The organism is Bordetella tumbae (genome assembly GCF_054780995.1).
Genome location: NZ_BAAGVG010000015.1, coordinates 194,240 through 216,131, shown reverse-complemented (window position 1 = coordinate 216,131; position 21,892 = coordinate 194,240). Strand labels below are relative to the sequence as shown.

Genomic DNA, 21,892 nt, shown 5'->3' with positions numbered 1-21,892 from the left:
GGCTCTCATCGGATCGCGTCACACCAACGGCGGCAATAGATTCAATAGCAACACCATGATCAGGCCCACTACCGCCACAATCGACTGCACCACCGAAATGGTCTTGGTCGCCTCGCCCATGGTCATGCCAAAGGATTCTTTGACCAGCCAGAACCCAGCATGATTGGCATAGTTGAAAAACAACGAACCGCAGCCGATCGACAAGGCCAGCAACGGCAGATTCAACGCAGGATCGGCGCCAGCCAGTGGCGCCAACAACCCTGCCGCCCCGACAATCCCAACCGTCGCAGACCCCGTGGACACGGACAACAGCATGGAAATGATCCAGCCCAGAATCAGCGGCGACAGTGCGAACTGATGCGTCAGATGCACAATCGCATCCCCGACTTTCGCATCGGTCAGCACTTGCTGGAAAGCCCCGCCGCCGGCGATGATCAACAACACTCCGGCGATAGGCTTCAAGCTCGCAGTCAATGATTTCTGCAGATGCTCCGCGTCGCCACGCCGAGCGTAGACCAGAGCAATGGTGGCAAACAACAAGCCAATCAACATCGCGATCACCGGATTACCCAAGAACGCCGTCACCTGCGCGATGGCCGATGTTTTGGGAAACAGCAATTCACCTAAGGCATGGCACAACATCAATAGGGCTGGCAATAGCGCGGCCAGCAGCCCCAAGCCCAGACCCGGGCGAGACGAGGCATTCGCAGCGGTATCGGTTTGCGGCGAAAACTGCGCAATCAACGACTCGTCCGGACGCACCGTCAACCGAGGCGCGATGAACGCGGCATATAGCGGCCCCGACAGCACGATCGCCGGAATAGCGGCGATAAAACCGTAGATCAACGTCGCGCCCACGCTGGTATTGAGCGTAGCGATCGCCGTCAGCGGGCCAGGATGGGGAGGCACCATGCCGTGCATCGATGCCAACGCTGCGATGACAGGCACGCCGACGTACACATAGGCCGAACCGCGTCGCGTCGACGTTTCCTCGATCTTGCGCGCCACACTGAAAATCAGCGGCAGCAGCACTACCAGGCCGACTTCGAAAAACATCGGGATGCCAATGATGAAAGCCACCAGCGCCATCGCCCAAGGCAGGCCCCGCACCGACGTGCGGTTCAGGATGAAATTCGAAATACTTTCGGTCACGCCCGTATCGGCCAGGACCTTGCCCAGCATGGCGCCCAGAGCGACCACCAGGCCTACCGCGCCCAAGGTTTTACCCGCGCCATTGGTGATGGATTTGACCAGGTGATCAATCGGCATACCGGTCACGAGGCCGACCCCGATGGACACTACCAGCAGCGCCAGCAACGGATGCATCTTGATGCGCGAAACGATCAATGCCACCAGAATCAAAACACTGGCGAGCGCCGTCGCAAGCAGCTGAAAATCACCTGAACTCATGTTGTTCCTATAGAAAACCACGCAGCACGGCCGCGCCAAATCTCCGGGAGAAAACTTATTTTCCTGGAGCGAGGCGGCCGGGCGTTTGTCTGATTATTCCATGGGACACATGACAGTCTGCTGAGCTTAGTTCCGCCGCTATCGCTGCGTCAGCTCGGCCAAACCGGTTTTGGCGCGCTCTATCCAATCGCGATTATGTTGGCGAGCGTATCGCGGACCGTGCTTTGCGTCTTGCAAAACATCGTTGTACAGCGCTTGCGCCTGTTTGCGGTCCGCCTCGTTATTTTGCTGGACCAGCCAGTCCGCATACAGGCAACGAGCCGCAGCATCCGTTCCATAGGTAACGGCCTGCTCAAATGCCTGGCGCGCCTGCGCCGAACCGGTTTGCGCCAATGCCCGGGCATAGAGCAAGGTGGGTCCCGACTGCTCTTTCGCGGACGGCTGCGCGACAAAAAGCTTTTCCAATGACAGATTGGCGCCCGCAGCGTCGCCGATGGCATATTGCGCACGTGCCAAGCCCTTCAGCAGATCGGGATCATCCGAAAACGGGCCATTGGCGGCCTGCTGATACTGCTTGTATGCCTCGGCAGCCTGCCCTGCCTCGAGCAGCAGTTCCGCCAGCCGCATGCGATGCTGGATCGTCGGCGCATGCTCCAGGTCCTCTCGCGCCTTGCGGATGGCCTGATTGGGATCGATCAAGCGCGACGCCACCTTTGCTGTCGTGCGAAAACCGCGCGAATGACGGATTTCCGGCAGATAGATCGCGAAAAAGTACACGATGCTGCCCAGACCGGGGAATGAAAACAGGATGAACAACCAATAGGTGTTTTGCTGGCTACGCACCGCATGGACGGCGAAAAACAGTGCGATGGCCACATGAAGGCCAAGTCCTAGGTATGGCATGGAGCAATGAAGTCAGATCTGAAACGGGGGAATTATGCACCCGTCCCGTGCAATGGGGGCCCAGCTTGCACAACCTCAAAAATTCCTGCTATAATTTTTTTCTTTGGTGCCGGACGCCGGTGTTACCAAAATGCGGGAGTAGCTCAGTTGGTAGAGCGCAACCTTGCCAAGGTTGAGGTCGCGAGTTCGAGACTCGTTTCCCGCTCCAAATTTTGATCCACAGACTTCTACTGGGGTCTGTAGGTCATTGAAAAAAGGAGCTTCGGCTCCTTTTTTCATTCCAGCGAGTGCCACGGAAATCCACCCACAGCTACCGTTTTTGAGTGACCAAATAAGGCACAAGAATACGGGTGGGGCGGCTACCGGATAGTTGCTGGGGCTGAGCGGGAACCATGACGAGCATAGGGCCTAAGTCATTACTTAGGAGTCTCGAAATGGCGCTCTCTGATCTGACCGTCCGGCAGGCGAAGACCACCGGAAAACGCTACACCCTCTCCGACAACGACTGCCTGGGCCTGATGGTCTCAGCCGCAGGCGGCAAGTCATGGCAATTCCGCTACTACTGGCTGGGCAAGCAAAAGCGCCTGTGCCTGGGCGGCTATCCTGCCCTCAGCCTGCGTGAAGCCCGGACCGAGCGAGACAAGGCCCAGGCCCTGCTTGCCAGGGGGATCGATCCCCAGGTCGAGCGCGACCAGAAACGGCACGCGGCCAAGCTGGCGGGCGAATACACCTTCAAGACCGTCTTCGATGCTTGGGTCGAGCATCGCCGTAAGGAACTCAAGGAAGGCCGTCAGAGCACGCTTTCCCAGATCCTGCGCATCTTTAACAAAGACGTGCTGCCCACTCTGGGGAAGATGTCGATCTATGACATTCGCCGCCCTCAGCTTCTGGGCGTCCTGGCGGCGATCGAGAAGCGCAAGGCGTTCACTACTGCGGAAAAGGTCCGCACCTGGTTCAACCAGATGTTCCGTTATGCCCTGGTCATCGCCGAGGGGCTGGAGGTCAACCCGGCCGCAGACCTGGACGTGGTAGCCGAACCCAAGCCCCCGGTAGCCCACAACCCCTACTTGCACCTGCCCGAGATGCCCGAGTTCCTCCAGAAGCTCCGGCTCTACAACCCCCGTGGCTGGCAGACCCAGCTTGGCGTCCGGCTGCTGTTCCTGACCGGGGTGCGCACCGGCGAACTGCGGTTGGCCGAACCCGAACAGTTCGACCTCGACAGGGGCTTGTGGATCATCCCGCCGCAGATCGTCAAGCAGCTCCAGGATGAAATGCGCAAGGCAGGGAAGCGGCCGCAGGATGTGCCCCCCTATATCGTGCCGCTATCCCTGCAGGCCATCGAGATCGTGCGCTATCTTCTGGGGGTGATGCGGCCGGCGCAGAGGTACCTGCTGTCACACCGCAGCGAACTCAAGAAGCGCATCAGCGAGAACACCCTCAACAAGGCCGTGCAGCTCATGGGCTATGAGGGGCGCCTGACCGGCCACGGCATCCGCGGCACCATCTCGACGGCGCTCAACGAGATTGGCTACCCGAAGATTTGGGTGGACGCGCAGCTTTCCCATTCCGACCCCAATAAGGTGAGTTCGTCCTACAACCACGCCAAGTACGTTGAGCCGCGCCGTCGGATGATGCAGGACTGGGCCGATCGGCTCGACCTGCTCGAACAGGGCGAAGTGGAAGCCGCGAGCGCGCACCTGACCATCCGTATCGACGGGGTGCCGGCAATGGCAGAAGTGGAGGAAACGATGGATGCGACCCTCACGATGGCCGAGCCCACTCCTCCCGGCGTCCCGCCCGTCGTGGCCACGCCTATTGTCGTAACCCCGAGCAGCGGCGGGATCACGTTCCAGCGGCTGTCTCAGGTGCCGCCGCCTCCGACGCATGCCCCAGAGCCGGAAGTGTCCGCGATCCAGCGCGAGCGCGAGGAAATGCTGACCATCTACGAGTCTCCAAGCAGCTTGCCGGTCCCGCTGTTCGGCAAGCTGGCTGGAAAGTCCAAGGACCAGATCAACCGCGAACTGAAAGCGGGCAAGTTGCTGTCCATCAGTTTGGGTAATCGGGGGCAGCGTGTTCCCGATTGGCAACTGGTGCCGCTCAAGCACAAGCTGGCCCAGGTGCTCATGAACCAGTGCCTGCACGCGGATTCGTGGGATCTGTACCGCATGCTGACCCAGCCGCACCCTGACCTGGGGGACCGCGCGGCCATTGATGCGGTCACGCCGACCAACGTGCCGGCGATCATCCGGGTCATCATGGGCGACTACCAGCACCATGCGGATATGCCCGAGGCCATTGCCCCTTACCCCATCCCCGAGGATGTGCGGCAAAGCGTTCGTCGGCTGGTGGATAGCGCAGTAGTTCTAGACGGAGCATAGGGCTCTCAAACCTTGCAGGGGCCTTGTGGCCCCTGCATTACGCTTGCACCGCCTCCACGAGTTCGCTCAGCGTGCGCGGTGCGGGAGCGAAGAACACGGCGCCGGTGTGCGCCGTCGAGAAATCGAGCAGGCGGTCGTGCATGCCTGGCGGATCGCCGAGGAACATGCGCTCCAGCATCTTCTGCGTCACCCACAGATGCCTGGAGTAGCCGATGAAGTAGGTGCCATATTCGCCCTGGCCGGGGCGGCCGAAGGGCATGTTGTCGCGCAGGATGTCGTGCTCGGTGCCGTCGTCGTCCACGATTGTGGCGAGGGTCTTGTGCGATTTCTGGCCGCTCGTCGCGTCGGGCAATTCGACATTGCTGACGATCTCCCGGCCGATGATCCGCTCTTGCTCGTCCTTGGCGAGCCGAGCCCACGGCTGCATTTGGTGCAGATACTTCTGCACCACCAAGTAGCTACCGCCGGCGAACGCCTGATCTTCACTGCCGACCAGCGTCGAGGCGCCGATGTCGTGCCCGGTCGGGTTGGCCGTGCCATCGACAAAGCCAAGCAGGTCGCGGGAGTCGAAGTAGCGAAAACCGACCACCTCGTCGGCCACCGTCACGCTGCTGCCCAGTTGGTCCAGCAGCAGGCGCTCGAATTCAAAACAGAGATCCTCACGTTCGGCACGGATGTGAAAGAACAGGTCGCCGGGCGTGGCAGGCGCGGTGTGCTTGGCACCCTCGATGGGCACGAAGGGCCGTAGTTCCTTCGGGCGCTTCCCGGTCTGGAAACGGTCCCATAGCGCCGATCCCAGCGCAGTGATGCACGACAGCCGGCCGTTGAGATCGCGGAAGCCCACCGTTTTGATCAGGTCGTCCAGCCCGTCCAAGATGCCGGCGACCGCCTGAAGGGCCTCGTGGCCCTCGGCGACCGTCAACGTGAGAAACACCGCCGCGCGCGACAGCGGCGCATCGATGCTTTGCGAGTCAATTGGTACTCGGTCCCAACCACTTCCAACCATTCGTGCCTCCAAAGACCATGTTAATTCATCATATTGCCAAAGATGGAAGCGCTATCACTGGCGCGCTAACAGGTGCGTGCCGCGGTAATTACCCGAACGCAGCCTCGGCGAGAGCGGGCTATGGGATATTCGAGCAAGCCGCCCTATCCCTGGCAACCAGCATTGCCCTGTGCTCGAACCGCTCAGAAACAGCATTGGCTCGTCCGTGGGGCCGCTGCAGGTATGTCACGATCTCGTAGGGGCCGTCTGAAAGCGGTCGCATAGTGATCCCCCACGCATGGGCACGCTCCATGCGCGATTGCGCCGAGAGCCCCACACCGTAGCCAGCGGTGACCCAAAGCGCCATCATCTCGAACGAAGTCACATGCTGCACGCTCTGTTGGCTCAACGGAAGGGAAGACAGTCGCTGATCGAGCAGTAGGCATGCCTCCGCCGGCCAGCGAAACACCGGATAGTCCAGAAGCTCGGCAAGCGTGATCTTCGCCTGGGCAAGTAAGGGGGACCCCAGCGGCATTGCAACGGCCACGTTCTCGACCCAGAGCGGCTGGCTTTTCACGGCTGGAGCACCAGCGTTCCGAAGCGAGATTCCGGCGTCGTAGCGGCCTTCCTCAAGGCCCGTCATCAGGTCGTCGCCCGAGGTCTCAAAGAACGCGATGGTGACTTCAGGCTCCTCTGCGCGCTGAAGGGCAAGAAGCGTTATGAGGCAAGAGGATGGCACTCCAGGTGCGATAGCAAGCCTGAAATGGGAAAACTGGCTGGTGGCGTCATGCATGAGGGCCCCCAATAAGCGATCTGTCCAGAAAGGCAAACCAGCGTCGCAGTAAAGAGTGAAGTTTAACGTCGTTATCTTTAACGTGGTTAATTGTGGCAGATTGTTTGACGCTTCTGCTAATGCAGAAATCAACAATTCAGCCAGGCCGTCCTTCTGGCACATCGACGTATGAATCCGAGTCGGCGTTAGCCTTCGGACAGGCCGTGCGCGCTGCGCGCGTCGCTCAAGGAGTCGCGCAAGACGAGTTCGCATCTCGGGCAAGCATTTCGCGTTCTCACATGGGTAAGATCGAGCGTGGTGAGCACGTGCCCACGCTTCCGCTCATACTGAAAATTTCTACGGCACTCGGAATAAGCGCGGCTGACCTGATGACGGCGACCGAACGCAATCTGCGTGCCGACACCGATCCCTGAGTGTCTGGCTTGCCAGGCTCCGTCAACCGTCCGATGAGTCGCGTAGGCGAACGACAAATCGCTCTACCGAAGCCGATAAATTGCTGCCGTCGGGCCGAAGCAGGTAGGTCGTGATCACGGCAGAATCCATCGCCAAGGGGCGGATCACCACATCCGGCCGTTGAGAGATGGGAATCTTGGTCGCCGTCATGAAGCCGATGCCGTAGCCGGCGCCGACCAAGGTGAGCATCATGTCCAGTGAGGATACTTCCTCGACAACATTCAGCTTGTGCTCCAACGTGTTGAGCAGCCGCTTGAGTTCGCGGCAATAACCCTCGCATACCTGCGGGTCGCACAGGACAAGTGGATGGCCTTGGAGTTCTTGAAGTGGCACCTCCTTGTAGGTGAGCAATGAGTGCCGAGCTGGCACAGCAATCACCAGCGGGTCGTGCCAGATTGCCTCGGCAGCGATACCGTCGCCGACATCGGCCGTGTGCGCGAACCCGATCATGAAGTCGCCCGAGCGCAAACCGCGCACTTGCTCTGCCAGAGGCACTTCTGACAAGCGTATTTCGATCTCCGGCTCCTCGGCGCGACAACGAGCCAGAAATGCCGACAGTCGTGGATCGATAGCTCCATCTGATACTGCGATGCGCAGGCTACCGCGCAAGCCCGATGCCACAGCCTTGGCATTTTCACGAGCCTGTTCCAGCACAGTGAATAGACGGCGTACATCTTGCAAGAAGACCGCACCCGCCGCCGTCAGAACTGTTCCTCGTCGGTTTCGGTCGAAGAGCACTACGCCCAACTCGTCCTCAAGTTCCTTGATGGCTCGTGATAGCGGTGGTTGTTCGATATGCAAGCGCTCAGCCGCCCGCGTGAAATGTAGCTCCTCAGCAAGAACTACGAAGCAGCGAAGATGGCGCAGCTCCATAGGCCACCCTCCCGTTCCGACTTATCCAACACTGTGCTATCTCCCTATAGAAGTGACTGCCATTTCGGCGGCGGCGAGTTCGGCCACGTCTTTGGAAACTTCTGGCTAAATGAGCCAGGGCTGGGCTGATCGTGCGATGGCCCGAGGCCGGCACAACACCAGGCGAGACTGATCAAGTCCGTGGGGTGGTCAGGATCAGGCGAAGGCTATGTTCAGCCACGCACATCAATGGATGCCGCGCATCTTCTCCGTCCGACCCTTGACCGATTGCGAACCAGGCGCTCGAACACGCCTGCGGTTGATCATCACCTGCGGATTGCTGAGGTTCTGCTCCTGGCCCGAGCCAAGGCAAGCACCCCGTCAAAATCACAACGCCTTGGGGCAGCAGACAAATGCCGGCGAAAATATTCGCCGGCTTCAGTTGCTGGCCGGAGACTAGAGGAGCCAGAATGTCTCTCACCAGAAAGTGTGAGACATCCTGATGCGTAGCCCGCGCCGGATACTTACTGCCGCACTGAACCATGCGGGTCGATGACGTACTTGTATGCAGAACCCGCGTCGAACTCTTTGTACGCGGCGGGCGCGTCTTCGAGCTTGATGAACTTAGTGTTCATCATCGGCGAAAGGTAAGGCATGCGATCGTTCAGTATCGCCCGCATTAACGCGTGGTTGTAATTGGCCGTCGGGGATTGACCAGCCGACATTCGCGGCGACTTGATCCAGGCGTTGGACCATTCCAGATCCATATGGCCTTTCTTGGCTTTCGGGTCTTTCGAGATCGGGTTTGCGCAGTACACACCGACCGTGCTGGTCATTCCGCCGAAGCGGACATATTTGAGCATTGCGTTGGTAACAGCGCTCTCCACGATCTTGTCAGCCTCCGCGCCAAACCCGCGGCAGTCCACACCAACATAGTCGATGACGCGATCCACCTCCCTGTGCCCGGTAATGCGTTCGAGATGTTCCTCGATCGGCACGCCGTCGGAAAGGTTGATGGTTTCCACGCCGTGTGGCTTGAGAAGGTCCAGCCGCTCTTGAATGTAATCGGCAACGATGATGGCGCCTGCACCCAGAAGTCTGGCGCAGGCGGCACCCGCTCTGCCGACCGGCCCGGCACCGAAGATCAGGATGTTTTCGCCGACGACGTAGGCCGGTGCGGCTGGCCAATCAGGGCCAGCGAACCCATGGAAAGCTGTGGGTAGTACGTCAGAGAGAAGGGTCAGGTCGCGGATCTTTTCCATGGCGGCATCCTTGTCAGGAAAGCGCAGGAGATTGAAATCCGCATACGGTACGAAGAGATAATCACCTTGGCCCCCCGTCCAGCCACCGAGGTTGAACCCGTAGGCTCCGCAGTCGATTTCGGGGTTGGTGTTCTCGCATACATCGGAGCGCATATGCTTGCAGTTGTAGCAACGCCCACAACCCACATTGAAGGGGACGGAAACGATGTCGCCCTTCTTCACGACTTCGACGTCTGATCCCACTTCGATCACTTCGCCGGTCATTTCATGGCCCATGGTCATTCCCTTGGGAACAGCAAACGAACCGCGATAAATGTGAAGGTCGCTGCCACAGATATTTGTGGTAACTATTTTGAGGATAGCGCCGTGGGGTGCACTTTTCCCTTGAGGGGTTATCAGCTCTGGAAATTTGAAGGTGTTGACCTTCATTTCCAAGGGCTTCTCGAAAGTCACGATTCGGTTACCGGTCGGAGTCATTTCGTCACCTCTGTGCGTTAATGTTTCCATCTTCTAAATCGAAGTGGGAAACGAGACTTACCGCTGTCAAGAAGAACGATCGTGGTACTGCCTAGCCGTTGGCCGCGTCTCCTTCTGCGGTCTTGACAGCATCGGATCAAGCTCAGAAGTGGTCAAACTGGAATAATCTATGTGCAGATAGACACGATCTATCTACACGGGCTCGTCGAGCCGTGCTCGTCTCCTAGCTGGGAGAGGACAACGATCATCACTACATCGCGCCTCCTAGCTTGATCTAGGAATAGTCAGCTTGACCCAGCGAGACATGAGGAGGCCGCATGCAGCAGGTACTCCTGTCGCCCGTGTTGCCCCTAGACCTGGTGGCCTTCGATGGGTTGCTCAGCACGTGGCGCCTGTTAGCGGCGCACACGGCGTGCCTGCCATCTTTGCCTGGTTGAAGCAATACAGCGTTGCTCTTCGAGACTCGCTATTTCAAGGGGCTTTGGGATGAGTCTGCTTTGGGCTGGAACCGACGATGGATCGATATAACGGATTGAAGAGCGGCGGCCAGTTCTGGGGTGTGCACCATTTCGAGCAATGCGTGCGATGACGGTGCCTCGAACGCATTTTTCCCAGCAACGAATCCGACATTTGAGTGTGACATTGGTCCACTGATACCGATTGCGTGGAGATTCGGAATGTGTGCGAGTTGGCCGGCGAGAGATTGCGGAAGAACTGCCGAATATTTTCCTGTCGCCACGTGTGCCGATAGCACGTCAATTGAATCAGTGCGAATAGTCTGTGCGGTACATTGCGTCAGTCTATCTTGAATGGATTCAGGTACTGCCGAGTTCAGCAGGCACAGTTGTCTATTAAGAACATGGTCCCACGTTGTGCTTCGGGGTTGCTGTGTTCTAGCGGCGTGAAAAAGGAAAATGCGTTCACGGTACAGAAGGTGAGTATCGAAGTCTTCCCCTGGAATATCCTCCAAATGCATGAGTGCGATATCCAGATTGTTTTCTCGAATCGCCTGCAGCAGGGAAGAAGCGCCGGAGACCAGAATTGATTGTTGAAGTAAAGGTGTTTTTTCGGCAAGGGCGATGCTTAATGTGGGTGCTACGCCGGCAGTTCCTGGGAGTATCCCTAGCCGGAATTTCCCCTCTATACCCCGCCGTAGTGCGGAGATTTCTCGCTCCAGTCCTTTGCAGTCGTCATACATCTGCTGAGCCCAAGACAGTACGCGCATTCCTTCAGAAGTGAGCCCGTCGTAGCGTCGGCCATGACGCACGATCTCGACACCCATGTCTTCCTCCAATTGCTTGATGCCCGCGGAGAGTGTCGGCTGAGAAACATTGCAGCTTTTTGCCGCGTTGCCAAAATGGCCTTCACGGTGCAAAGCAAGCAAGTATTCAAAGTTTCTTACGATCATAGATTTTCTTCTGATAGAGTTGATTGAATTTTATACTTTTATGAAAAAACCTGTGCACGCTTCGATCTGCGTTCAACCTTGATCACGCAGGTGGCACGCATGAAAGGCTGTTGTGCGCAGTGCCCATTCAGTAGGCTCGGCTCGTCATCGGCGGCCAGCACCACAACGCACGGGACAGCCAATAGCGCGAACACAGGTGCTTCGCGCTGTAGGGCGAGTCGTCCTCATGTAGCTTAGCAGTTGGCGCGTTCTGGAAGGGAAGAAGCGGGAGTGGTGAAGCACGCAACCGCAAAAGGCGGTGCTAAGCTCTTGAGCTGCTCGGGTCGTGGCCGCGAGTCGTTGAAGCGGCCAGAGAATGGAGCCTGCCGTGGCCGTTGTGGAGTAGCTAGTACGCCATGCCCCCGGCGTTTCCTTGGCTGCGATTGACGGGCGTACCTGGCGGCAGATCAATAACAGCCATTTATGGATGAAGGAACGAGTGGAGTAAGGCAGATGAAGATATTCACGATTGGATTCACTAAGACCTCCGCGCGATCCTTCTTCACCAAATTAGGTGATTCTGGTGCCAAACGCCTAGTCGATGTTCGTCTGAATAATGTTTCGCAATTGGCCGGCTTCGCAAAGCGCGAGGATCTTCGGTATTTTTCCGAGGCGTTGTGTGGGATGGAATATGAGCACCTGCCAGCACTTGCTCCAACCAAGGACATGTTCGAGGCATATAAAATAAAAGGGGGAGATTGGGATATCTACGCGAGGAAGTTTCTGGATTTAATGTCGTCCCGAAAGATTGAGTCAATCGATAAAGAAAAGATTGATAACAGTTGCCTGCTTTGCAGCGAAGACAAGCCCCATCACTGCCATCGGAGGCTAGTGGCCGAGTACCTTGCAGGCAAATGGCCGAATGTTGAGATCGTGCATCTTTAGCAGGTGACGTAGCTCCACGCCTCCGGCGTCTCGTCTTGATGGCTGAGAGAGGCAAAGGCGCGCATCGGCGGGAGCCGCCGCCACACATGGGGCGTACAGAGCAATCTCGCCCGCCACGACTCGATGTCGGCGCTGAACGAGGCGAGTAGCTCCAGGTGCATTGGCAGACGGGCCGCTGGCTGACGTCGTGGCGCTCGGCGGATATGCACTGGGAAGCCCGCCCGTGTGTTGGGCTATCATGTTGGCGACGCCTACGCCCAGGTGGGGCGTGGCAGGATCGCCGTCATTTACACCCCAGTTTGGTACTGCTATAGGTCTTCCGAAATAGCCGATACATCAGGACAAATTGAAGTAGCTCAATTAGGAGATATCTAATGTCAACCGGTACGTTCATTCTGCACTCCAGCTATACGCCGGCGGGGGACCAGCCAGAGGCGATAGCGCGCCTGCTATCGGACATAGAAGAAGGTGCGACACACCAGACGCTGAAGGGTATCACCGGCTCTGGTAAGACCTTTACGATGGCCAATGTGATTCATCGTCTGAAGCGGCCCACGTTGATCTTGGCTCCTAACAAGACATTGACCGCGCAGCTTTATGGTGAAATGAAGCACTTCTTTCCTGAGAATGCTGTCGAGTACTTCGTTTCCTACTACGATTATTTTCAGCCCGAGATTTATATGCCGGGCACCGATCGTTTCATTCCAAAGGACTCGGCCATCAACGATCACCTTGAGCGCCTACGCCTGTCCACGACCAAATCCTTGATTGAGCGCCGCGATGTGATCGTCGTCGCTTCGGTGTCTTCAATCTACGGCCTGGGTGACCCGGAGGCGTACCGAGCGTTGCAGATCGCTCTGTCCCCTGGGGTCAAACTAAACCAGAGAGAGCTGATTCGTCGTTTGGCTCTGCTGCAATATGATCGCACTGAGCGCACTCTCAAACGTGCAACGTTTCGCGCTCAAGGTGATGTGATCGATATCTTTCCTGCTGATTCCGAGCATAGGGCAGTTCGGGTGGAACTGCTGGATGACTCTGTTGCGTCTGTTCAATGGCTAGACCCTGTTACAGGTAAAACGCTTGGGGCAATTGACCATTACTTGGTTTCGCCAAAGACGCTTTTTGCACCGCCCACGAATAAAATAGATTCCGCGTCCAAGAAGATACTCGCTGATATGGAAGAGCGGGTTGCCGAGCTGAACAGGAATAATCGCTTGGTCGAGGCAAACAGGCTGTACGAGCGGATCACGCATGACGTGGAGATGATGCGCGAGGTAGGCTATTGTTCGGGCATGGAAAATTATTCCTGCTACTTCAGCGAACGGGACCCGGCCTCGCCTCCGATCACATTGCTGGATTACCTGCCGAAAGATGGGCTTCTGTTCGTCGATGAATCCCACGTCATGGTGCCACAGATATCCGCAATGTACCGGGGGGATCAGGCGCGCAAGGAGACGTTGATAGATTACGGGTTCCGCTTGCCTTCGTCTAAGAACAATCGCCCGTTGAACTTTGGTGAATTTGAGAAGGTCAAGCCTCAGACCATCTTTGTTTCCGCTACTCCGGGAGACTACGAGCTGAGGGTGTCGAAAGACAGGGTTGTCGAACAAGTTATCAGACCAACGGGACTGCTTGATCCCAAGGTTGAGGTGCGGAAAGCGGACGGATACATAGATGACCTGCTTGCCGAAATATCGAAGTGCGTGAAGAAGAAAAATCGCGTGCTCGTGACTACGCTGACGAAGGTCAGTGCAGAAGAGCTAACGGATTTCTTGACGGACAACGGGATTCGAGCGCGCTACATGCATTCGGACATAAAAGCGGAGGATCGTGTTGAGATCATCAATGGCCTGCGCGCAGGAGAGTTCGATGTTTTGATTGGGATTAGTCTTTTGCGCGAAGGGCTGGATATTCCAGAGGCATCATTGGTTGCTATTCTCGATGCAGACCGTGCAGGATTCTTGCGTTCGGCCCATGCTCTCATTCAGATGATAGGTCGAGTCGCTCGGAATGAAAACGGCAAGGCGATCTTGTACGCCGACGCGGTGACTCCGGCGATGAAACAGGCGATCGATGAAACCAATAGGCGCAGGCAGCTTCAAATTGCCTTTAACGAGGAAAATGGGATTTCTCCGGCCTCGTCTGTGCGAAAACTAGCAGGAGAAGAGACGAATACGGAGGAGCCCACCGTTCACTCCGAGGCTTTCTGCGAGAATTTGTCCGACCTTTGCGATCAGATCACTGCCAAGGAACAGCAGCTACTCGAATTTACCGATACCGGTGACGAGCAGCGCGTCGAAGATATTCGTCGTCAGTTGGATGGTTTGTACCGGCAATTCATTTACATCTAATCGTTTGCCGGCATAGGGTTGCATGGCCGACCGATCTGCACCTGGCGCAAGCGGGCAGACGGTCGGCTCATCATTCAACCGGAGGGGCGAGCCGCCAAGGCTCAGTGCCCCGCTTTCCAGGGCGTGTGCCTTTCAGTGTCTTGCGACGTGTCAGCGCAAAGCTGGCAACGATCCAACGGCGACCAGCATTTCATCAAATACCGCTCGAACCCTTCCCGGAATGGGGCCACGCTGAGGCCGATAGACGTACAACCCCCATGCCGGAGGTTCTTCGCTCTCCAACACTCGCACGAGCTTCCCGCTGGCAATGTAGGGGGCGGCCATGTAGTCCGCCAGTTGCGCGAACGCGATCCCGGCCAGCGCCGCTCCCATTTCCATGTCGGCATTGTCGGCGACGAGAGTGGGTGCGGCAGGTGTCCACTGGCGTCCCGCCTTGAAGTGCCAAGGCCAGGGACGGCCGGTATTGATATCCAAGGCCACGGTAGCTGGCAGGCTGCTTAGCGCATCGATGTTTTCAGGTACGCCCACTTTCTTGATCAGGCGCGGAGCGGCAACGATCGGAAGTTTCATGTCGGCTGCCTTGCGTGCGACGAAGCGGCTATCACGCATGAATCCGACCCTGATTCCGACGTCAATCCCTTCGTCAACCGTATTGCTGATGCGATCGGACAGGCGCACATCCAGCGTGATGTCGGGATGACGCGCGGCCACGCGCTCCAGTGCCGGCAGCACCGCTCTGGTGCCCAAGCTGTGCGGTGCGGTGATGCGAACCGTACCGGACAGGGATGCCTGCTGGTCGGAGCCAGGCGTTCGCCACAGATCCTCGAACCGCTCCAATGCCGGGCGCACCTGGTCTAACAGCCCTTCGCCGAAGGCGGTGATGCGCACCTGGCGCGTGCTTCGATGAAACAACACCTCGCCGTAGTGTTGCTCCAGTTGCTGGATGGCACGGGTGACACCTTGCGGAGAAGTCCCCAGCCGGACGGCTGCATCGCGAAAACTGCTGCTTTCGGCCGCCACCCGAAAGATGCGCAGTAGTTCCATTTCCTTGTTCATGACGCACGCCTCATGGTCGGTTTCGCCGCTCGTTAATTGTTCCAGATGGTGGAATTATAAAATCGCAACAATTCCATATACAAGGGAGGCGCGGTTGCCCAGACTGACAGCACCCCGGAATGCTCCGCTCCGAACAACCCAACAAGGAACGCGAATGAACGCTGCGACTCTCATCACTGCCTACTACGACGCCTTCAACCGCGGTGACCGCGAGGCCATGCTGTCAATGTTGACCGATGACGTCGCGCACGATTTGAACCAGGGCGCTCGTGAGGTCGGTCGCGAAGCCTTCCGCGCCTTCCTGCAGCGCATGGACCGCTGCTATGGCGAGCAACTCCGCGGGATCGTGGTGATGGTCAGCGCCGACGGCCTGCGCGCAGGCGCGGAGTACGTGGTGCATGGCGAATACAAGGTGACGGACGACGGGCTGCCGGACGCCCAGGGCCAGCGCTACGTGCTGCCGGGTGGCGCGTTCTTCGAGATCCGCGATGGCAAGATCGCTCGTGTCACCAACTACTACAACCTCGGCGACTGGATCGCACAGGTCGGAGGGGACGCCTGAAATGACCAGCGACGTGCAGGTGCTGGTTCGTCGTGGGCCGGACATTGCCGAATGGTTCGACACCGTGGCACATCTGCGGGCGAAGGTCTTCCGCAGCTTTCCATACCTGTACGAGGGCGACATCGAATACGAGAAGCACTACCTTTCCATGTACGCCCGTTCGGCAGACAGCCTGTTGGTGCTCGTGCTCGCTGATGACGTGGTTGTGGGTGCGTCCACGGGGTTGCCGCTCGGCGATACGGAGCCGGCCTTCCAGGTACCGTTCGCCGATCGAGGAATCCCGATGGAGGCAGTGTTTTACTGCGGCGAATCAGTCCTGCTCCCAGCCTTTCGGGGCCTTGGCCTGGGCCATCGCTTCTTTGACGAACGCGAAGCGCATGCCCGTTCGTTGGGCGGCATGCAGTGGACATCGTTCGCGTCGGTGGATCGAGCAGACGACGATCCCCGGCGTCCTTCCAACTACCGCAGTAATGATGCCTTCTGGACCCGTCGTGGCTACGTGCGACAGTCGGACATGAAGGTTACGCTGCCCTGGAAGGAGGTGGGTGAGCCGACCGAAACCGAGCAGACGCTCACGATGTGGCTGCACTCTCTGGAGAACGCGAAGTGAAAGTAGCAGTTGCGAAATATGCAGTGGGTAAGCCGACGGACTTCGAGGCATTTGCTGCGCGGCAGCGACTGGTTCTGGAGGAGGCGCGCCGTGGCGGAGCGGAACTGGCCGTGTTGCCCGAGTATCTATCCCTCGAACTGGCTGCAACGTTCAAGCCTAGCATCCGCCGTGATTTCAACGCCTCTCTGGCCGCGCTGCAGGCCTTGCAGCCTGCTTGGCTGGCACTGTATGCCGACCTGTCGCGCGAGTTGTGCATGACCATTCAGGCCGGTACGTTTTTGACCCAGGTTGGTTTGGACCGCTACCGCAACCGAGCTTGGTGGTTTGCGCCTGACGGTACACGCGACTACCAGGACAAACTGCAGTTGACGGGGTTCGAGAAGGACACCGGCGTCATCGAAGGTGGCGACGAACTCAAGGTGTTCGACCTGAACGGTGTGCGTGCCGGCATCGCTGTTTGCTATGACAGTGAGTTTCCATTGCCCGTGCGAGCCCAGAGAGAGGCGGGAGTGCGCCTGCTGCTGGTCCCGAGCTGTACCGACACCCAAGCAGGTGCAACCCGGGTCCGTGTGGGCTGCATGGCGCGGGCGCTGGAGAACCGAATGTTCATCGCGCAGGCCGTGACGACCGGAGCTGCTGACTGGAGTCCGGCGTTGGACACGAACACTGGCGAGGCCACGATCTATGCACCAATGGATCGTGGATTCCCGGATGATGGCATTCTCGCGACGACTTGCGGCACGCAGACATGGGCGATCGGTGATCTTGACGTTGAAGCACTCGAACGAAACCAGGAACAGGCCCAGGTTGCGGTCGATCGTGACTGGGACGGCCAGATGTTGCCTGCACTGCGGAAGGCTCGGTATTCGGGTCGTCAGGTCGCCTAGCCGGTCTCATCTTGTTAGCTTCAGTTCGATGAGTCGGCTTAGATAGGCCACGTCTATCTGCGCATAGATTTTTCCAGTTTGACCAGTTTTGAACTTGCCCCGATGCTGTCGATACATGCAAGAAATATTCATTAATTTGAATGTTTTGCGCTTCTTGGGAACAAATCTGTACTAGCCTGTAAGCGTGCTCGAAGAGCACAGATTTTGTGGCGAAGTTCGGCCGCATATACTATGGGGGAGTATTGTATAATGCGGCGGTGTACCCAAGTAGAGAGGTGTTCGATGCCACACAGCCCGGAAGAAAAGAAGCAAGCACTGACGCGCATCAGGCGCATCAAAGGTCAGGTAGCGACTCTTGAGCAAGCGCTTGATGCAGGTGCGGAATGTCCTGCAATTCTTCAGCAGCTTGCGGCCGTTCGTGGGGCAGTCAACGGATTGATGGCAACGGTTCTGGAGAGCTATCTGCGGGAAGAGTTTCCCAGTAGCGAAATCAGGAGCGATTCGCAGAACAAGTCCATTGACGAGACCATCTCTATCGTCCGCTCCTATCTGCGGTAGAGGCACCAGGGTGCCCTCGGTGAGGGCAAATTTAGTTAGCTAGTAAAGGAAGCGACATCATGAAATCACGTGCAGCAGTTGCCTTCGGGCCAGGAAAGCCGCTGGAAATCGTCGAGATCGACGTCGAGCCGCCGCGCAAGGGCGAGGTGCTCATCAAGATCACGAACACCGGCGTTTGCCATACCGACGCCTTCACCCTGTCGGGCGACGACCCCGAAGGTCTCTTCCCGGTCGTGCTGGGTCATGAAGGTGCGGGTATCGTCGTGGAGGTGGGTGAAGGTGTGACCAGCGTGAAGCCTGGCGATCACGTCATTCCCCTCTATACCGCCGAGTGCGGCGAGTGCCTGTTCTGCAAGTCCGGCAAGACCAACCTGTGTGTCGCGGTTCGTGCAACCCAGGGTAAGGGGCTGATGCCCGATGGTACGACTCGCTTCTCGTACAACGGTCAGCCGCTTTACCACTACATGGGCTGCTCGACCTTCAGCGAATACACGGTCGTCGCCGAAGTCTCGCTGGCCAAGATCAACCCGGACGCCAATCCCGAGCACGTCTGCCTGCTGGGCTGCGGCGTGACCACCGGCATCGGCGCCGTGCACAACACGGCCAAAGTGCAGCCGGGCGACTCGGTGGCCATCTTCGGCCTCGGCGGCATCGGTCTCGCCGCGATTCAGGGTGCACGCCAGGCCAAAGCGGGCCGCATCATCGCCATCGATACCAATCCGGCGAAGTTCGAGCTGGCTCGTACCTTCGGCGCGACCGAATGCCTCAATCCGAAGGACTTCGACAAGCCGATTCACGAGGTTCTCATCGAGATGACCGGCTGGGGTGTCGATCACACCTTCGAGTGCATCGGCAACGTCAACGTGATGCGTTCGGCTCTGGAAGCTGCCCATCGTGGCTGGGGCCAGTCGATCGTCATCGGTGTCGCCGGTGCCGGCAAGGAAATCTCGACCCGTCCGTTCCAGTTGGTCACCGGCCGGACTTGGAAGGGCTCTGCTTTCGGCGGGGTCAAGGGGCGTACCCAACTTCCGGGCATGGTGGAAGACGCAATGAAAGGCGAGATCGATCTCGCCCCGTTCGTCACCCACACCATGGGTCTCGACGAGATCAACCACGCCTTCGACCTGATGCATGAAGGCAAGTCGATTCGCACGGTGATCCACTACTGATCACCCACTATCCATTCAACACCAACCATCAAGGAAACTAACCATGTCCACTCCTGTCATTTCCGGCGACGGCATCTTCTCGCACGTCTTCATCGGCGCCGCCGACGTCCAGAAGTCGGCCGCGTTCTACGACGCCGCCCTGGGTGCTCTCGGCATCAAGAACCTCGGTCCTTTCGGCAACGGATGGGTGCTTTTCGGTCGCGAAAAGCCGGCTTTCATCATCGCCCGTCCGGGCAATGGTGAAGCGCCTTCGAGCAACGGCGTGACGGTCGGCTTTGCGGCCGCCACTCCCGCCGAAGTGGATGCCTTCCACGCCGCCGGCCTTGCCGCAGGCGGCACCGACGAGGGCCAGCCTGGCCCGCGTGGCCACCTGCCGGGTGCCTATGCGGCCTACCTGCGTGATCCGGCGGGCAACAAGGTCTGCTCGTACACCTTCGTCTGAAAGCTAGGAAGCTGAGGGCGTTCTGAAAGGGCCAGCACAAGCCTCTACACGGCGAGCCTATTAGACGGACCGTGTAGAGCGGTGTCTGCTCATGAAGATCGGCCCGCAGCCATGTGCGAAACGCATGGCTGCGGGCATTTGCTTTGAAGCGTGTTTTTCAACCAAGAAGAAATGAGGTCGTTATGAAAGAGCCGGCCAACATAAATACGACGACCGTACAACCCACCCCGACCGCCACCGTGTACGGCATGCCGGCCTACACCGATCGTGCTGCCGCCGTGGGTGAAGTGCATGCGCGCCCGCATCTGTTGATTCAGGCCCCGCGCGGCATATTGCAGCTCGCTTTCATGACCGAAGGCGACCAGGCCAAGGATCAGATGGCGATGAGCGAGTTGTCTCATCGCTTCGGCGTTGCCGAACCCGACCATGCTACGCCGCTTCACGGCGTGACATGGGACGAAGGAGACCTGCACTGTGAAAAGCACACCGAGTTCTCGACGTATCTCTGGTGCGCTTCGCTGGATTCCGAGACGGGAGAGCCGTGCGGCGAAAACCCGTTCAGGCATGGATTTGTGCCTCCCGGCCCGGTCGTATCCGGCATCCGTTTGAGACTTCTTCCGTGGACGCCGGAAACGGAGAAGGAGGCCGATCGCTTCGATCCTGCCAGCCTGTGCTACTCGCTGGTGGAGAACGGCTCTGCCGCCATTCTGACCGACTTCCGACAGGATGAGGATGGCCTGACGCAGATCCTCGTCCTGGCCCGCGATTTGACCCCGGCGCGGGCGGGTGCGCTGGCTCAACGTCTGCTGGAGATCGAGACCTACCGTACCTTGGCGTTGCTGTCCCTGCCGTTGACACGATCGATGACGTCGGAGCTGCGACGCATGGAGTCGCGCCTTGCGGCGATCACCGACGAGATGTGTACGAGCTTGGTGGAACGGCGCGACAGCGACGTGCTGCTGTCCGAATTGACCGGCCTGGCTGCCGAGCTGGAAGCTGGAGTTGCGGCGAATCTCTATCGCTTCGGTGCCAGCCGTGCCTACTACGAGATCGTCGAGGAAAGGCTGGCAGCGCTTTCGGAAGAGGCCGTATCCGGGTACTGCACCTGGGCGGATTTCCTGCAGCGCCGCATCGCTCCAGCCATGCGGACATGCCAATCCGTAAAGGAGCGCCAGGCCAAGCTCTCAGACAAGCTGACCCGGGCCATCGCGTTGCTGCGTTCCTGGATCGACGTTGAGCTTGAACGCCAGAACCGCGATCTGCTGGCGTCGATGAACAACCGGGCCAAGATGCAATTGCGCCTTCAGCAGACCGTCGAAGGCCTGTCGGTCGCGGCAATTTCTTATTACGTCGTGAGTCTTCTCGGCTACTTGCTCAAGGGCATTCCGATGGTTCACGACAGCGTGGCGCCGGTGATGGCGGTTCTGGTGCCTGCGGTGATGCTGACGATCTGGTGGATCGTGCGCAGGATCAGGCATGCCCACGGCGACACGGTGGCGGAAGAGAAATCTTCCTGACGAGCTGCCGTCTTGGCGCGCGAGAGCTGCGCCGTTCCTTTGAACATAGGAGAACTACATGGAACGCATCGAACATCACGCCAGCTTTGATGGTTGGCAGGACGTTTATCAGCATGAATCGACGACGCTCGGTTGCACGATGAAGGTCGGCGTCTATCTGCCTCCGCAGGCGCAGCACGGCAAAGTGCCGGTGCTGTACTGGCTTTCGGGCCTGACCTGCACCGAGCAGAACTTCATCACCAAGTCCGCCGTCCAGCGCTACGCGGCCGAACATGGCATTGCCGTCGTCGCGCCCGATAGCAGCGCTCGCGGCGAAGGCGTTGCCGACGATCCTGCCTATGACCTCGGACAGGGCGCGGGGTTCTACGTCAATGCCACACAGGAACCCTGGGCTGCGAATCATCGGATGTACGACTACGTCGTGCAGGAACTGCCGGCGCTGATCGAGGCCCACTTTCCCGTGACAGCGGAGCGGAGCATCAGCGGCCATTCCATGGGAGGACACGGTGCTCTGGTCATCGCCCTGCGCAACCCGGGCCGTTATCGAAGCGTCTCGGCCTTCTCGCCCATCGTCGCCCCCACCCAGGTTCCCTGGGGGCACAAGGCCTTCGAGGCGTACCTGGGCAGCGATCGGGAGGTGTGGAAACAGTACGACACCGTGGAGCTGATTCGCACCGTGCAGGAGCGTTTGCCGTTGCTGGTGGACCAGGGCTTGGGCGACGAGTTCCTGGAGAGCCAGCTTCAGCCCGACCTGCTGCGCAAGGCCTGCGACGAGACGGGGCACCCGCTCACGTTGAATCTGCGCCCAGGCTACGACCACAGCTACTACTTCATTGCCAGTTTCATTGGCGAGCATATGGCACACCACGCATCGGCGCTGAAACGCTGAGAGAGA

The 21,892-nt window shown here is 58.6% G+C and carries 20 protein-coding genes and 1 tRNA gene; 13 read left to right on the top strand and 8 right to left on the bottom strand.

Features of this window, described 5'->3' with window-relative positions; translation table 11 throughout:
• Window positions 1-18: 18 nt before the first annotated feature.
• Window positions 19-1,410 carry a GntP family permease gene (locus tag ACYVI2_RS13285; protein ID WP_415818702.1) on the bottom strand — a complete coding sequence of 464 codons (1,392 nt, stop codon included), beginning with the start codon at window positions 1,408-1,410 and terminating at the stop codon, window positions 19-21.
• A gap of 138 nt (window positions 1,411-1,548) precedes the next feature.
• Window positions 1,549-2,313 (bottom strand): hypothetical protein, encoded by a 765-nt coding sequence (locus ACYVI2_RS13280; protein WP_415818704.1) that lies wholly within the window; start codon window positions 2,311-2,313, stop codon window positions 1,549-1,551.
• Window positions 2,314-2,445: 132 nt separating this feature from the next.
• On the opposite strand from ACYVI2_RS13280, the gene ACYVI2_RS13275 reads away from it, so the two are divergent.
• Window positions 2,446-2,521, top strand: a tRNA-Gly gene (locus tag ACYVI2_RS13275).
• A 226-nt stretch (window positions 2,522-2,747) separates the two neighbouring features.
• Window positions 2,748-4,691, top strand: coding sequence for a tyrosine-type recombinase/integrase (locus ACYVI2_RS13270; protein ID WP_009459572.1), 1,944 nt, complete (start codon window positions 2,748-2,750; stop codon window positions 4,689-4,691).
• A 37-nt stretch (window positions 4,692-4,728) separates the two neighbouring features.
• Here ACYVI2_RS13270 and ACYVI2_RS13265 read toward each other — a convergent pair whose 3' ends face one another.
• Entirely contained in the window at window positions 4,729-5,697 is a 969-nt protein-coding gene (locus tag ACYVI2_RS13265) for a Dyp-type peroxidase (RefSeq protein ID WP_009459580.1), read from the bottom strand.
• A gap of 118 nt (window positions 5,698-5,815) precedes the next feature.
• On the bottom strand, window positions 5,816-6,631 hold the full coding sequence (locus tag ACYVI2_RS13260; RefSeq protein ID WP_023095485.1) for a substrate-binding domain-containing protein: 816 nt from the start codon (window positions 6,629-6,631) through the stop codon (window positions 5,816-5,818).
• On the opposite strand from ACYVI2_RS13260, the gene ACYVI2_RS13255 reads away from it, so the two are divergent.
• Complete coding sequence (locus ACYVI2_RS13255) at window positions 6,589-6,882, top strand: helix-turn-helix domain-containing protein (RefSeq protein WP_009459591.1); 294 nt, start codon at window positions 6,589-6,591, stop codon at window positions 6,880-6,882. The genes ACYVI2_RS13260 and ACYVI2_RS13255 overlap by 43 nt on opposite strands.
• A gap of 22 nt (window positions 6,883-6,904) precedes the next feature.
• On the opposite strand, the gene ACYVI2_RS13250 is transcribed toward ACYVI2_RS13255, so the two are convergent.
• The 3 genes from ACYVI2_RS13250 to ACYVI2_RS13240 form a co-directional block, all read right to left on the bottom strand.
• Complete coding sequence (locus ACYVI2_RS13250; protein ID WP_019726376.1) at window positions 6,905-7,795, bottom strand: LysR family transcriptional regulator; 891 nt, start codon at window positions 7,793-7,795, stop codon at window positions 6,905-6,907.
• Between the two features lie 503 nt (window positions 7,796-8,298).
• Window positions 8,299-9,513 (bottom strand): glutathione-independent formaldehyde dehydrogenase, encoded by a 1,215-nt coding sequence (locus ACYVI2_RS13245; RefSeq protein WP_009459598.1) that lies wholly within the window; start codon window positions 9,511-9,513, stop codon window positions 8,299-8,301.
• A 466-nt stretch (window positions 9,514-9,979) separates the two neighbouring features.
• The gene (locus ACYVI2_RS13240; RefSeq protein WP_009459599.1) at window positions 9,980-10,921 is read right to left on the bottom strand and encodes a LysR family transcriptional regulator; all 942 of its coding nucleotides are present in this window, start codon (window positions 10,919-10,921) and stop codon (window positions 9,980-9,982) included.
• Window positions 10,922-11,413: 492 nt separating this feature from the next.
• Between ACYVI2_RS13240 and ACYVI2_RS13235 the strand changes: the two genes are divergently transcribed.
• Both ACYVI2_RS13235 and uvrB read left to right on the top strand, forming a co-directional pair.
• Entirely contained in the window at window positions 11,414-11,845 is a 432-nt protein-coding gene (locus tag ACYVI2_RS13235) for a DUF488 domain-containing protein (RefSeq protein WP_009459601.1), read from the top strand.
• A gap of 374 nt (window positions 11,846-12,219) precedes the next feature.
• Complete coding sequence (gene uvrB / locus ACYVI2_RS13230; protein ID WP_009459603.1) at window positions 12,220-14,196, top strand: excinuclease ABC subunit UvrB; 1,977 nt, start codon at window positions 12,220-12,222, stop codon at window positions 14,194-14,196.
• A gap of 150 nt (window positions 14,197-14,346) precedes the next feature.
• Here the strand turns inward: uvrB and ACYVI2_RS13225 are convergent, their stop codons facing one another.
• Window positions 14,347-15,252: a LysR family transcriptional regulator gene (locus ACYVI2_RS13225; protein ID WP_009459605.1), complete on the bottom strand. Its 906-nt coding sequence runs from the start codon at window positions 15,250-15,252 to the stop codon at window positions 14,347-14,349.
• Window positions 15,253-15,406: 154 nt separating this feature from the next.
• On the opposite strand from ACYVI2_RS13225, the gene ACYVI2_RS13220 reads away from it, so the two are divergent.
• The 8 genes from ACYVI2_RS13220 to fghA all read left to right on the top strand — a co-directional run bounded on the left by ACYVI2_RS13220 (window position 15,407) and on the right by fghA (window position 21,886).
• Window positions 15,407-15,814, top strand: a complete 408-nt coding sequence (locus ACYVI2_RS13220; RefSeq protein WP_009459611.1) for a ketosteroid isomerase-related protein — start codon at window positions 15,407-15,409, stop codon at window positions 15,812-15,814.
• A 1-nt stretch (window position 15,815) separates the two neighbouring features.
• Complete coding sequence (locus ACYVI2_RS13215) at window positions 15,816-16,424, top strand: GNAT family acetyltransferase (protein ID WP_009459619.1); 609 nt, start codon at window positions 15,816-15,818, stop codon at window positions 16,422-16,424.
• Entirely contained in the window at window positions 16,421-17,311 is an 891-nt protein-coding gene (locus ACYVI2_RS13210) for a carbon-nitrogen hydrolase family protein (protein WP_009459621.1), read from the top strand. Before ACYVI2_RS13215 ends, ACYVI2_RS13210 begins: the two co-directional genes overlap by 4 nt.
• A 282-nt stretch (window positions 17,312-17,593) precedes the next feature.
• Window positions 17,594-17,869: a formaldehyde-responsive transcriptional repressor FrmR gene (gene frmR / locus ACYVI2_RS13205; RefSeq protein ID WP_007182548.1), complete on the top strand. Its 276-nt coding sequence runs from the start codon at window positions 17,594-17,596 to the stop codon at window positions 17,867-17,869.
• Between the two features lie 59 nt (window positions 17,870-17,928).
• Window positions 17,929-19,038, top strand: a complete 1,110-nt coding sequence (locus ACYVI2_RS13200) for an S-(hydroxymethyl)glutathione dehydrogenase/class III alcohol dehydrogenase (RefSeq protein WP_011871467.1) — start codon at window positions 17,929-17,931, stop codon at window positions 19,036-19,038.
• 43 nt (window positions 19,039-19,081) lie between these two features.
• Window positions 19,082-19,480, top strand: a complete 399-nt coding sequence (locus ACYVI2_RS13195; protein WP_009459624.1) for a VOC family protein — start codon at window positions 19,082-19,084, stop codon at window positions 19,478-19,480.
• Window positions 19,481-19,662: 182 nt separating this feature from the next.
• A complete protein-coding gene (locus ACYVI2_RS13190) occupies window positions 19,663-20,997 on the top strand; it encodes a DUF3422 family protein (RefSeq protein ID WP_019726353.1) in 1,335 nt (444 codons plus the stop codon).
• 58 nt (window positions 20,998-21,055) lie between these two features.
• On the top strand, window positions 21,056-21,886 hold the full coding sequence (fghA, locus tag ACYVI2_RS13185) for an S-formylglutathione hydrolase (RefSeq protein WP_007182551.1): 831 nt from the start codon (window positions 21,056-21,058) through the stop codon (window positions 21,884-21,886).
• Window positions 21,887-21,892 lie beyond the last annotated feature (6 nt).